The following is a 13741-nucleotide window of genomic DNA, read 5'->3' on the forward strand; positions in this document are numbered from 1 at the left end:
TTAAACTCCTCTATTGATAAGTGCTATTACTATCTCTCTAAGAGAAGTAACATTATATTGATTAAAAGAAGCAAATCCTAATTGAAGACTTGCAGTAGATATATCTTGAGGATCTAATAGAGAATAAATTCTATAGCTGCCAGTATCATGAAAGGATTTATAAGGAGATAGATTATAGACTATTGATGCAGAAGGTAATTGAAGAGTATCAAAGTAATCTAATCTTAATCTAGAAACCATTTCTAATTCCTCATTGGTAAATAAGGAAGAATTAATATTCTGTAAAAGAATAGCTAGACCTATTAGTTTAGAGCTTTCTACATTTAAGCTTCTAAGTCTAAGCTCTTTTAATTTAGTGTTTACTCTAGAGCCCCTTAATTCTAAAGGGTGCCCATAATCTTCAGTAGGTAATTTAGATAGGAATGATTGTAATAGTTCATCCATAAGAGATGAGGCAATTTATTAATTAATTAATTTAAAGAGATATCTAATGCAGATATGTAGGAGAAATATAAATGGAATTAGAAGTTCAGAAATATTTAAGAGATAAAGGTTCTTTAGAATCTTTAGAGAAAGAGTTAGCTATTAGTTCTAAGAGACATAAATTATTTCCTAATCTAGTCCTATTGAAATATTCTCAAATTGATTCTCCAAGAACTCATGAAGTAGTAAAACAATGTAGAGGTATTATTTTAGATGAAGAAGATAATTGGAAAGTAATTAGCTATCCTTATAAACGCTTTTATAATGCAGAAGAATATGGAGCTGATGAAATAGATTGGAGTAATGCTACTTGCTATGAGAAACTAGACGGCTCTCTTTGTACAATTGCTAAATATAAGAATAGATGGTTTGTTTCTACTAGTGGATCTCCAGATGCTAGTGGTTCAGTAGGAGATTTTAACTTTACCTTTGAGGATTTATTCTGGAAGACTTTTGATGAACTATACGACATATCTTGTTTATTAAATTTAAATGAGCAGGTATGTTTTATGTTTGAGTTATTAACTCCATATAATCAAGTCATAGTTAGACATGATACTAGTAGATTAATTTTACATGGAGCGCGTAGATTAGATACTCTGGAAGAATTAGATCCCTTAAAGATAGCTAAAGAAATAGGCTGGGAACCTATAAAGACATATCCATTTACTACATGGGCGGATATTCAAGCCGCCATAGTAGATATAGATGGTAGTAAATCAGAAGGATATGTAGTAGTAGATAAAGAATTCAGAAGAGTAAAAGTAAAGAGTCCTCAATATGTAGCCCTCTCTCATCTTAAAGAGGGTATTACTTCTAGAAGAATATTAGAGATAGTTAGAACTAATGAGGGGTCTGAGTTTCTAGCTTATTTCCCCGCCTTCAAAGATATCTATATAGATTATCTAGATAAATACAAACAGCTAGTAGAAGATATAGATATCGTCTATCAGAAAGTTAAAGATATAAAGGGCAGAAAGGAATTAGCTATGGAGATAAAACATTTACCTTATAGTGGAATAATATTTGCTCTAGTAGATGGACATACATCTTCTATTAGAGAAGGCTTAAGAACCACTCATATAGATAAATTAGCCTCTTGGTTAGGAGTTAAAGAATGAGTAGAGAAAGTAAGAGAATTATCCAAGAGAGAGAAGAATTAACTAGAACACAGAATAGAAGAATGTTCTTGAATAGCTTACCTAGAAAGCTACTAGAGTTAATGTTGGAAGTGGAAAGTATAGGAGGCTCTTATAAAGTTACTTCTATAGATTTCCATGAGCTAACTAAATCAAGTGAGATAGAAATTGAGTTTAAGTGGTATGACTTATCTAATACTACTCAGAAGTACTACTTAAATACTGCTAGTGAGGAATGGGAGTTACAAAATGTAGTAGATAAGGTTCAGTCCTACAAGAGAGAGTTGGAAAGGGATAATTATCTAAAAGAGATATCTAAAGAAGCTAGACAGAAAGCAAAGGAGGCGCTAACTGAAGATCAATTAGAAGCCTTAGTTAGATATGTAAAAGAAACAGGAGTAATTAATTAGTATGGCATTAGAAAGATATCAAGACTTAGATCTAAGATTGGCGGCGATGTTAGATCTAATAGCTATGGCTCAGAAAGAAGATGTAAAAGCTATTGTTATGAATAGCAAAGAAGAGAATCCATATAAGAAAGAAGATAAAGACATTATATGTGTGAGATTTGAACATGAAGGAAAGAATTTAGGTATAATTAGTAGCCATACTACACTAGCTTATCCAGTAGATATTAAGAGGCAATTAGAAAGGATAAGAGATGAAAGGATAGAGAAGGAATTAAAATATGAACAATTACTTAGCGCCTTAGGAACTATTAGAGATAATCTTTCTCCTGAAGAGTTAAAGGCTCTGAATGAAATTATTCCAATACAACAAACAATCTATAACTATTTAAGAAAGGAGTCTAAAGATGAAGGAGAATATTAGTTTATTAAGTAAGAGTGATTATGAATCTAATAGAGCAACTGCTTTATTAGACTTATTATCTATGGCTCAGAGTAACGGAGTCTTTAATTGTGTTAGTAAGACAATAGATGGAGAACATCATATAGCCTTCTGCTTAATGACAATAAAGCCAGCAGTAGATTGTATTATCAGTTCTAGCGACACTTACGAGAAATATGTAGAAGTATACAATTCTCTAATGATACCTTTTATTAAGAGAAAGCTAGAAGTGATTAAGAAGATTACTGATATTGCTACTCAAGAGGAATTAGAACTAGTGGGTATCGATACTAATAAATGGGAACTTAGTTTAAAGGAGTATGTAGTTGAGTAGACTGATTATTATTCAAGGTCTACCTGCTAGTGGTAAGAGTACAAAGGCGGCGGAGTTAGCCGCCTCTCTTATTAATAGTGTGGTAGTAGAGATGGATGAAATTAGAAAAGAGATGGGAATTCTTAATCTCCCTTTTAATAAAGAGAAAGAGACCCAGGTTAAACAGATAAGAGATTCTAGAATTAGAAAGTATCTAAAAGATGGAAAGATAGTTATATCAAGTGACACTAATCTGAAACAAGATACTACTAAGAGACTAGAAGAGATAGCCGCCCAAAGTAGATCAACTGTTGAATATATATCTCTAACTGATGTTTCTTTAGAAGAATGTATTAGAAGAGATAGTGCTAGGGATAGATCAGTAGGTGAAGCAGTTATTAGAAGATTCTATAACCAATACCTAAGACCAGATGATCCTATCTATAAATTCGGGAAGTATGGAAACCATCCTAGTGGATTAGATAATGTAATAGTTATAGGCGATATTCATGGTCAACATGAAAAGTTAACTAATCTATTACTTAGAGTAGGTATCTACATAGACTCTTTTGAGTGGGTTAATAGTAATAATTATTACTGTGTATTTCTAGGAGATTTAAATGATCCTAGATTAAGTGATCCTAAACTTAATCTGCCACCTTACTCTTCTTCTCTTAGATGTATCTATATAGTTAAGAAGCTAGTAGATTTAGGATGGGCTACTCTAATACAGAGTAATCACCAGAAGAACCTAATACAAGCTATTAGAGGAGAGAGGACTAGATATTCCTATGGATTGGAATATACTATGGAAGAGATGAGGGAAGAAGATCTGGTAGATTATGTTCCTTATAGAGGAATAGCAGATTGGTTATCTAATCAACCTTACTTCTATAAATTCTATTGTGGTAGAAAGTTATTTATCTGTACTCATGCAAAGTATACAGTGGGAATGAAGCAATATATTCCTACAGGTAATGAGATACAGAATGCTTTATATGGGCCTGTAGATAAGAACATCAAATATGTTCCAGGGGGTAAAGATCCTAGAATACATTGGTGGTTAGATGAGACTAATAGAATTGAGGGAGCCGTCCAGATATCAGGTCATTATCATACTTACTATTCTACTGATTGGGTGAAGATTATAGATAGTGAATGCGGTAATGACGGCGGCTTATTAACTGGTTATTTACCAGTAACTAATCAGACTATTCAGGTATAAATACATGAATAACATCTATTACGAATTACTGTTTCTAATAGCAATTGCACAAGAAGCAGGCGTAAGAACATCTGTTACTACTAGAGGTATAGATATCTCAATAGATTTTCTATTTACTGAAGTAGATATAAGATTGTCATCTATGCATTTAGATATAGATAGCAGTCCTGAAGATATAAAAGAAGTAAGTTTTGCTCTAAAAGAGATTATCTCAAAAGAGAAACTAAAAGCTGAAATGGTGCTAAAGAAATTCAATAGGTGAATAGAGTATGACTAATGCTGAAAGATTACTATTCCTTTTAGCTCTAGCAGAAGAAGCTACTGTAACAACTAGAGTTATTACTACTGGGAGTAATATTAAAGTTAGATTTCTATTTAAGTATTACTCTACTGCTTTAGAAACTAGTGAATTACAACTAACATCTTCTGAGAAAGATTATGAAACAGTAGAGATTCTTCTAAGAAGAATAGCTACAAGAGAGAATAAAAGGAATGAGTTAGAGATGAATGCTCTAAATAAAATTAAATGCGTAGTTCCTCTAGAAGAAGCAATACATTTAGATATATTCTCTCAACATGATTTAGAAAGGATGTATGGAGAAGAAGAAGTGAATAAGGCATTAAACAATAGTTATAAAGAAGTATTAGAAAGATGACAGAGACCGCCGCACAAGTTTTATTAAGATGCGCCATAAGATGGAATAAGATTAAGCATCTTAATAAAGAAGATAGAAAAAGATTAATGAGATTATCAGAAGATGAGTTTAGATTAGAGATAGATAAATTAACTAAACTAGTAGCTTAACTTCTAATACTTCACCATTAAGTACTCTAACTTCTCTAACAAGTTGTTTATAGATAACTACCTTATCTAACCAACTAATATCCTGGAAGAATTCTATATTACTATAAGAAGATTCCAGGATATTAAATAGTTCTTTATCTACTTGAGTTTCTTTAATAATAGAATGTTTTATTTGCTCAATACTTTCTAGAATTCCTTGGATAGCTTCATCTACAAAAGGATTTCCTTGAAGATTTCTAAGACCAGCTAGGGTAGCTTCATTTTTAATAATCTCTGGATGGCTTTGAATCTTAACTTCTATATTATCTAGAGTATATGCTATTAACTTTTCATATCTAGATACAAGTGCTTCGTCTACTTTCTGAATAACATAAGCTAATCTAGTACTTCTACCATTAGAACAATTTAACTCTCCTAGAGTATCTCTCTTAATACATCTAAGTCTATAGGTATTACCATGAGGAGTTTTAAATCTACAATGGAATCCACAATCTCCACACAATATTAATCCTGATAGTGGAAGCGGATCTTTATTAGATTTATTATTTCCATACGCATACTTATGCTTATTATCTTTTAGTTTATCTAGTATGAGTTTGTAATTAGCTTCAGATATTAAAGGAGTATGTGTATTAGATATAACTTTCCAATCATCAGGATTATCAGATCGACTACGTCTGTAATATACCGTATGTCCTCTTAATACTGGATTAGTCATCCATTTTCTTAATCCAGTAGGAGTCCACTTTTTATTATGTTTCTCTAAAGAGTATATTGCTGCCTTTCTAAGAGAAACATTTTCATATATAAAATAGTTAATTATATCTATTGCTATTTCCCAATTGTTCCTATCAGGTGAGTATTTCTCATCTACTCTCATATAACCAAAAGGGATTTGAGGACAAGCTTTATGTTGTTCTCTGAAGTAATCTAGTCCATGCTTTATTCTATCGCTTAATAATCTAGATTCAAACTCAGCTAATCCTGCCATCTGATTAACCTGGAACCAACCAAAGGGAGAAGAAGGATCTACAGGTGCATCTATTATAGTTAATTTAACTCCGTAAGTTTCAAATAAACTTATAACCTTATTAATACCAATAACACTTCTACCTAATCTATCTATTCTAGTTACTACTACTTCAGTTATCTTCCTTTTCTTAACTAAATTAATCATCCTATTAAAATTCTTTCTATCAGAAGATTTACCTGATTCTATATCAGAGAATATCTCTATTACTCCTTCTTTCTCCACTCTATTAGTTTGCTGATTAAGCGCATCAGTTAAAGCTTGCTCTCTATTAGAAACTCTTACATACCCTACCTTCATATATCTCTCCCTTACTATGTCCACTTTATATATCATACTTTAGCATGGTTAGATACCATAATTCCTGCTCAAACCGGGGAACGGTTGAGCGATTTGCAAAAAGTTATTCTTGTGCAGGTTTGGTTGGGTAGAAAGTACTTAGATATTGCCTATGCTTACGGTTGTACGGAAGGACACGTTAAGGATGTAGGTTCGCAGTTGTGGAAGTTGCTATCGCGAGTCCTGCGACAGAAGATTACTAAAAGTAATTGTCGCGCTACTTTAGAACGGGTTCTCAGAAAAACTGCGGTTATCTCTAGTCTAATTGATTACCCAAAAATACCTCAAGTTTCCCCACATCAACTAGAGGATAGCAATTTTTTGGGTAGAGAAGAAGCGATCGCACACCTGAATACTTTGGTAAATCAGGGATCGAAAGTAATTGTCATCCAAGGCGAAGGGGGTTTAGGGAAAACTACTCTCGCACAGCAATATCTCCAAACTCAAGGTTTTGATTTGGTTTTAGAATTGTTGATGGCGAAAGAAACTCACAACATCACCTCAGCGCAACGGGTGATAGAAGAATGGCTCAAACAAGACTTTGGTGAGGAACCAGGGGTAGAATTTGGTGTAACTTTGGGACGACTCAAGCGCCTACTCCATCATCGGCGGATTGGGGTATTAATTGATAATCTGGAACCTGCTTTAGATCAACAAGGAAGGTTAATTGCTCCCCACCGTAACTATTTAGAATTGTTGCGGATTTTGGCTGATGTTAGGGTAAAATCTGTCACCCTGATTACTAGTCGCGATCGCCTGTGTGAACCAGAACTGAATGTACATCATTATCGCCTTCCAGGTTTAGATCGAGATGCATGGCTGAAGTTTTTTAGTATGCGGGGGTTAACTATTAACCTTCCTACCTTGCAACAAATACATCATACCTACGGCGGTAATGCTAAAGCGATGGGTATTCTCTGCGGTGCAATGCAAGCAGATTTTGGCGGTGATATGGCGTTATATTGGCAACAAAATCATGGCGATCCTTTAGCCGCCACGGATTTAAAAAATTTAGCTGTGAGTCAAATTAATCGGCTGCAAACTCTCGATCCCCAAGCTTATCGTCTGCTTTGCCGTTTGGGTTGCTATCGTTATCAAGATATACCGACTATTCCAGCATCAGGAGTATTTTGTTTATTATGGGATGTTCCCCCGGCTGAACATCGGCAGATTGTCGCTTCTTTGAGAAACCGCTCCTTAGTAGAATGCGATCGCGGTGAATATTGGCTGCATCCGGTAATTCAAGCTGAAGCGATCGCGCGTTTACGCATGAGTGATGAATGGCAAATTACTAACCACAAAACCGCAGAATTTTGGACAGCTAGCGTTACCCAAATTGCCACTTTTCAAGATGCTTTACAAGCTCTAGAAGCATATTATCACTACATAGAAATTAATGAATTTGAGTTAGCGGGTAAAGTTATTCTTCAGAGTCGTCATAATCAATGGCAGCAGTTTTTACCTCTTGGTAGTACCTTATATCGCATGGGTTTAATTCAGCCCATACTCACAGCCATTGAGCGAGTATTAAATCATGTTGAATCTGAACAAAACATTATTGAAATATACAATATTTTGGGTGATTTATATTGGATTGCCGGGAATATTGAGCAGGCGTTAACTTGTCAAGAGAAAACGATCGCTTTAGCCAAGCAAGCACTTAAATCACTGGTACCTCAGCCAGAAAATAAGCATAAAGTCTACTATCTGCGAATGTTAGAGGTAGATTCCCTTTTAAGTATAGGTCTTTACAAAATAGATTTGTGGGAATTAGAAACGGCTGGCGAGTTATTTCAACAAGTAATTTACCTGGCTCAAAATACCGCACATCATCGCTGGGCAGAAAAAGCTTCTGTATGTTTAGCGTTAGTTAATTCCTATTTAGGGTTGTTTGATGCTGCCAAGGATTTAGCAAATGCAGCATATGAAAATATGAAAAATGAAAAACTGCTAGATAATGGCAGCTTTGCTTATTTTATGCAAATTTTGGGACAAACTTATGTGAATTTAGGTGACTTTTCTAAAGCTACGCAAATGTTTCATCAAGTATTGACTTTTGCAGAAGCAAGTCATTACATGCAGGTAAAAGCTAAAACATTAAATGGGCTAGCAGAAATTTATCGCCAGCAAGCAGATTATCAATTAGCTTTGGCGCATCATACAGAAGCTATCGAGCTTTTTGATAAGATAGGCGCTAAATGTGACTTAGCAGAAGCTTATTTTCAATTGGGCTTGACTGATCAAAAATTAGCTAAAGATAGTGCTAGTCAAATTTATTTTCAGCAAGCAATTCAGTTATTCACAGAAATCAATGCTCCAAAACAAGTTGCCAAAATTTTGATAACTGCTAATGGTGTCAACTTAACGCGAAACCCGCTTTGTAGCCAGGTTTTTGCCCTCACCCCCAACCCCTCTCCCACCGGGAGAGGGGAGCAAGAGATTTAATTCCCCTTCTCGCTCAGGAGAAGGGGAGAGGGGATGAGGGCGAGGGTTTTTGTACAACACGCGCCGTATATAGCTTTTAGCTTAAGTTGACACCAATGGCTAACCCCGCCCCTACAAATTGGCATAATTTATTTTTTGGAGTTCCCTGAGACAAACTTCATCCCCTCGTGGGTAGAGTTTTTGGGGATGAAGACAAATTTACCAATATTTAATATGCTCAAGCCAAGGGGACATTCGCTCAACTTAGGGTGAAAACCTTATCAGGACTTGATTTGCAATCAAATTACCTACCATCAACATCCACCTTACCCCACCCCAGTTTTATCGAAAGCCAAAACTTCCCCAGTTACCAAAAATCTGGCTCTAAAGCCTCGCTCTTATAGATTCTCTACGATTTGAGGCGATCGCTAAGTAGAAATTTATTGACAATAAATACTATTATCTTTGTCTGATGATTGATTTAAAAGTTGCGATCGTGTAATAATCATCCTGAGAATAGTTAGCAATAAAGTTCATTGCATGTAAAAAGTAAATAATTATACTTGCAAGGAAAAATTGATGGTGCAAACTTTACTGGCATTGCTTGGAGTTTCATCATCCAGAATATAATCTCAAATAGGAAACGGCGATTTTACTGATACTAACTTGTATTAATAAAAACGTAACCTATCGTGATAATCAAAAATATATTTCATCTATTTTTCATAAGTAGATGAAAATGGTTTATGGGTGCAAATATCACCATCGACCTATCAAACTGATCGATACCTGGAAACAATCAACAATTGCCGTCGCAATTGGTAAGAAGCTAAAAGTCAACAATGAAGCCATATAAATTATTTCAAAGCTTGTTGCCCAAAAGTACGATACCTTTAGCAGTTAGCTTTGCTAGTCTCGCCTGTTTACTCTCTACTCCGGCAACAGCTGAGGAATTGGGAAAGGAAGAAGTTACTAAAAGTCTTTCTCAACTGAGCGATATTGAAAGTCCGACGACAAATGCCAGTCATTTAGTACAGCTACCCACTCCAGGGAATACTGTCATCATTACAGGAGTAAAAGCCAAGGCCACCGAAAAAGGGGTGGAAGTAATTTTAGAAACCAATCAAGGGGAGCAACTGCAAGTTAACAATCGCAGTACGGGTAATAATTTTATTGCAGATATTACTGGTGGGCAGTTAAAGTTGCCTAATGGTGATAGTTTCACCTATCGTTCAGAAAACCCAGTATCGGGAATTACTGAGATAACAGTCGCGAATAGTGACGCAAACACTGTGCGTTTAACGGTGGTAGGTGAGAAATCTTTACCTGTGGTTGAGTTATTTGATGATAATGCAGGATTGATTTTTGAAGTAGCATCAGCAACAACAGCCGCACAAGATCCAGAAACACCTCAAACACCACAAACGCCACAAACAGAGGAACCACCAGTAACTCAAACAACCCCAGAACAACCCGCAGCGCAGCAGGATGAGCCGATTGAATTGGTGGTGACGGGAGAAGAAGACGGATATCGGGTACCGAGTGCAACTACTGCGACGAAAACTGATACACCTTTGCGCGATATTCCGGGTTCAATTCAAGTAATCCCGCGTCGAATTCTAGAAGATCAAAAGACGACGCGCATACAAGAAGCCTTAGAGAATATCAGTGGTGTACGCAAAGAGGGTAACTATGGGGGTACAGATGCTGGTGGATATAATATTCGTGGCTTTGGTCAGGATGGAAATTTTCGCAATGGATTTTCTGACAATGACTTTTACTCTTCGGTAGATACAGCAAATATCGATCGCATTGAAGTTCTCAAAGGGCCGGCTTCTGTTCTATTTGGTCAGTCTGAACCGGGAGGAATCATCAATGTTGTCACAAAACAACCCCTGAGTAGCCCATATTATTCAGCAGAATTTAATGTTGGCAATTATTCCTTTTATCGCTCCAGCGTTGATTTATCAGGGCCTGTTAGCGATGATGGTTCGGTGTTGTATCGGTTGAACGTGGCTTATCAAAATTCTGGCAGTTTTCGAGACTATAACTTTCTAGAACGTACATTTATTGCGCCTGTCTTTACCTGGAATATTAGCGATCGCACTACCTTAAGTATTGACTTGGAATACCAGGACAATGATTATCTGTTTGATCGCGGGATTCCTTCAATTGGCGATCGCCCTGCGCCTGTCCCTATTAGTCGCTTTATTGGTTTACCTCACGTTTATAACGATAGTAATCTTCGGGTTGGCTATAGACTAGAGCATAAATTTAGCAATGATTGGCAAATACGTAATGCGTTTTCCTTTGTCTCTGGTAAATCATCTGGTACTTCTGCTATTGGTGGCTATGATTTAGTTGACGATAGGTTTGCGCCAATCTATGTGAGTCGTGAGGAATTCAAACGAGACATCTATACCCTGCAAACAGAATTAGTTGGACGGTTCACAACAGGCTCGATTGTCCATCAACCTTTAATTGGGGTGGAGTTAAGACGCAACACCTGGAAATATACTTCATTCGAGGTGGCAGATCCCATACTGCTAGATATTTTTAATCCCAATTATGATGTGGAACTCCCGGCTACACCTGATGAAAGCACCACTGCTTACACAACTCAAAGAGATACTCTAGGGATTTATATCCAGGATCAAATTACTTTTGCAGATAATCTCAAAGTCTTGGTTGGTGGGCGCTTTGATGCCTTCCAACGAAAAGAAGAAGATTTTATCGCACAAACAACGAATGAAGAATCCCTCACTGCGTTTAGTCCTCGTGTTGGGATTGTTTACCAGCCAATTAAACCGATTTCCCTCTACGCCAGTTACACTCAATCGTTTCAACCTGATAGATTTTTCAGTCGTTCAGCAGCAACAAACGAACCTTTTAAACCAACACAAGGAACACAATATGAAGTAGGTATCAAAGCAGATATTAGTGAAAAACTTTCGGCTACCCTAGCCGCCTTCGAGATTACCAAAACTAACGTGATCACCTCCGATCCCAACGATCCGGATCTCTCCATCCAGGTAGGAGAACAGAGAAGCAGAGGTATTGAATTCGATATTGGCGGCGAAATTCTCCCTGGTTGGAATATCATTGCCTCCTACACCTATACCGATGCAATTACCTCGAAAGACAACAGTATTGCTGTGGGTAATCGCTTAATTAATGTTCCCGAACATGCAGCTAGTTTTTGGACAACCTATGAACTGCAAAGCGGTAATTTAAAAGGGTTAGGCTTTGGTTTAGGGCTTTATTATGTGGGCGATAGATACGCCGATTTGGACAATACCAGCGTTTTACCTAGCTATTTCCGCACAGACTCAGCCATTTATTACAAACAGGATAACTGGAAGTTAGCACTGAATTTCCGCAATCTTTTCAACGAGACTTATTATGAGACGGCGCAAAGCAGAAACATCATCTATCCTGGCGCACCTTTTACTGTTATTGGCTCGTTTTCAATTCAGTTCTAGATGAAGAAAGGCAGGGGGCAGAAGGCAGAAGGCAGAAGGAATAAAATATATTTTTGCCATGTATTACCTTGTTTTCCAGCAGTTTTTAGCCCCTAAATTTACTTATGGGTTTGCCATAAAAGCCTTTTGATTGCTCATCTTGATTTTTGGGGAATCCACAATTATGTTTTTGGAAACTTGCTGCAAAGCGATCGCTATTTTATATAAATACATGGCTTTGGTTTTGTTGACAGCTATTGTCATTACAGCTTGTCATAGTGGGAGTCCGCAAAACCCTAAGCTAGAAAATGGGCGATCGCTATCTGCTGATTGTCGCATTGTGGAACATGCAACCGGAAAAACCAAGATTTGCGGTAAACCTGAAAAAATCGCGGTTCTCGATCCGAAGATGTTGAGTCTGATGTTAGCGCTGGATGTGCAACCTGCGGCTTACGCTGATGCTTTTTTAGTGCGATCGCGCCAATTTGACAACCCTAGCCAACAGATTCCCTACCTGGGTAAATTTGTCACTAGTCAGCCGATTAATTTAGGCGATCGCTCTAGCCCTTCTTTGGAAACTCTGACTCTGATGAAACCCGATTTAATTTTGGGCTTAAATTATCAGGACAATCAATTATTATCGGCGATCGCACCGTCTGTTTTCATAGATAGCGAGCAGAAGTGGCAGGACAACATTAAAATTGTTGCCAAAGCACTAAATACTCAGAAAAATATTTCCCCAATCATTACTTCCCAACAGCAACAAATAGCTCAAGTTCGGACTCAATTAGCCCAACTCGCCAGCACTCATCCGCGAGTGCTAAATATTGCTTGCAGCCTCTCGATGAATTACATAGAGGTGATATCCCAAGGAAATACAAATGAACTTCTGAAAAAAATAGGTTTTCAGCCTGTATTTCTTGCCGATTTAGTCCAAAAACTAGGGTTAAGACCACAAATTAATCTAGAAACCCTTGGTCAAATAGATGCAGATATTATCCTTATTAATACCTGGTTAGACAATTGGAATGGTGAATCTAATTATACTGTTCCCTTTAAAGAACTTAGGCAAAAATGGGCTGAAAGTCCTATTTTACACAATTCAAAAGCATGGAAAGAAGGAAAAGTTTACTTTGTAGACTACACCCTCTGGAGCGACGTAATCGGCGCACCTATAGCGAATTCTTTGATATTAAAACAATTGCCTTCTTTATTACTGTCACACACATAAACCAATGAATAAATATACGCTATTCGTTTGCGAATCCTGTAACCATTCCTCAACAGAATTAGCAGAAAATCAGCCTAATGACGGTAATATTTTACTTGACAAAATTACCGCTTTATCTGCTGAAAAATACGCTTTAGAAGAATTAAAAATTCAGCCTGTAGAATGTTTGTGGAATTGTCGTGGTTGTGTTGTTGCTATTGCGCACCCAGATAAACCGACATATATGTTAATCAATTTACCTGCTGATGAAGAAAATGCCTCTGCATTATTAGAATTTACAAAAATGTATATTAACGATCCTCTAGGAGCAGTTAACTGGGATGAGCTTCCGCAAGAGTTAGACTCTGCATTTTCTGGCTGTATTCCTTCGGTAATTAATCAATAAATTCTGGAGTCTTGATTATAGATCAATACCGTTCAGTTAGCGTCAAAAACCTTAAAC

13 protein-coding genes are annotated in these 13741 nt (G+C 36.7%); 11 read left to right on the forward strand and 2 right to left on the reverse strand.

Annotated features, from left to right (window positions below; translation table 11 throughout):
* Complete coding sequence (locus AACW45_RS12290) at positions 1–444, reverse strand: hypothetical protein (RefSeq protein WP_190628109.1); 444 nt, start codon at positions 442–444, stop codon at positions 1–3.
* 71 nt (positions 445–515) lie between these two features.
* Here AACW45_RS12290 and AACW45_RS12295 point away from each other — a divergent pair, with 71 nt between their 5' ends.
* The 7 genes from AACW45_RS12295 (at position 516) to AACW45_RS12325 (ending at position 4665) form a co-directional block, all read left to right on the forward strand.
* On the forward strand, positions 516–1604 hold the full coding sequence (locus AACW45_RS12295) for an RNA ligase (RefSeq protein ID WP_190628111.1): 1089 nt from the start codon (positions 516–518) through the stop codon (positions 1602–1604).
* Positions 1601–2032, forward strand: a complete 432-nt coding sequence (locus tag AACW45_RS12300; protein ID WP_190628113.1) for a hypothetical protein — start codon at positions 1601–1603, stop codon at positions 2030–2032. The genes AACW45_RS12295 and AACW45_RS12300 overlap by 4 nt, the downstream gene beginning before the upstream one ends.
* Position 2033: 1 nt before the next feature.
* Positions 2034–2453 carry a hypothetical protein gene (locus AACW45_RS12305; protein ID WP_190628115.1) on the forward strand — a complete coding sequence of 140 codons (420 nt, stop codon included), beginning with the start codon at positions 2034–2036 and terminating at the stop codon, positions 2451–2453.
* Positions 2454–2514: 61 nt separating this feature from the next.
* Positions 2515–2805, forward strand: coding sequence for a hypothetical protein (locus AACW45_RS12310; protein ID WP_190628117.1), 291 nt, complete (start codon positions 2515–2517; stop codon positions 2803–2805).
* Positions 2798–4009 carry an AAA family ATPase gene (locus tag AACW45_RS12315; protein WP_190628119.1) on the forward strand — a complete coding sequence of 404 codons (1212 nt, stop codon included), beginning with the start codon at positions 2798–2800 and terminating at the stop codon, positions 4007–4009. Before AACW45_RS12310 ends, AACW45_RS12315 begins: the two co-directional genes overlap by 8 nt.
* 4 nt (positions 4010–4013) lie before the next feature.
* Positions 4014–4271, forward strand: coding sequence for a hypothetical protein (locus tag AACW45_RS12320; protein ID WP_190628120.1), 258 nt, complete (start codon positions 4014–4016; stop codon positions 4269–4271).
* Positions 4272–4278: 7 nt separating this feature from the next.
* Positions 4279–4665: a hypothetical protein gene (locus AACW45_RS12325; protein WP_190628121.1), complete on the forward strand. Its 387-nt coding sequence runs from the start codon at positions 4279–4281 to the stop codon at positions 4663–4665.
* A 132-nt stretch (positions 4666–4797) separates the two neighbouring features.
* Here AACW45_RS12325 and xisF read toward each other — a convergent pair whose 3' ends face one another.
* The gene (gene xisF, locus AACW45_RS12330) at positions 4798–6144 is read right to left on the reverse strand and encodes a fdxN element excision recombinase XisF (protein WP_190628122.1); all 1347 of its coding nucleotides are present in this window, start codon (positions 6142–6144) and stop codon (positions 4798–4800) included.
* 27 nt (positions 6145–6171) lie between these two features.
* Here xisF and AACW45_RS12335 point away from each other — a divergent pair, with 27 nt between their 5' ends.
* The 4 genes from AACW45_RS12335 to AACW45_RS12350 all read left to right on the forward strand — a co-directional run bounded on the left by AACW45_RS12335 (position 6172) and on the right by AACW45_RS12350 (position 13684).
* Positions 6172–8628, forward strand: a complete 2457-nt coding sequence (locus tag AACW45_RS12335; RefSeq protein WP_190628224.1) for a tetratricopeptide repeat protein — start codon at positions 6172–6174, stop codon at positions 8626–8628.
* An 821-nt stretch (positions 8629–9449) separates the two neighbouring features.
* Positions 9450–12089 carry a TonB-dependent siderophore receptor gene (locus AACW45_RS12340; RefSeq protein ID WP_190628123.1) on the forward strand — a complete coding sequence of 880 codons (2640 nt, stop codon included), beginning with the start codon at positions 9450–9452 and terminating at the stop codon, positions 12087–12089.
* A 163-nt stretch (positions 12090–12252) separates the two neighbouring features.
* Entirely contained in the window at positions 12253–13299 is a 1047-nt protein-coding gene (locus AACW45_RS12345; protein WP_190628125.1) for an iron-siderophore ABC transporter substrate-binding protein, read from the forward strand.
* A gap of 4 nt (positions 13300–13303) precedes the next feature.
* Positions 13304–13684, forward strand: coding sequence for a DUF1636 family protein (locus AACW45_RS12350; protein ID WP_190628126.1), 381 nt, complete (start codon positions 13304–13306; stop codon positions 13682–13684).
* Positions 13685–13741: the final 57 nt, after the last annotated feature.

The organism is Calothrix sp. FACHB-168 (assembly GCF_963889195.1).
Taxonomy (GTDB): domain Bacteria; phylum Cyanobacteriota; class Cyanobacteriia; order Cyanobacteriales; family Nostocaceae; genus Aulosira; species Aulosira anomala_A.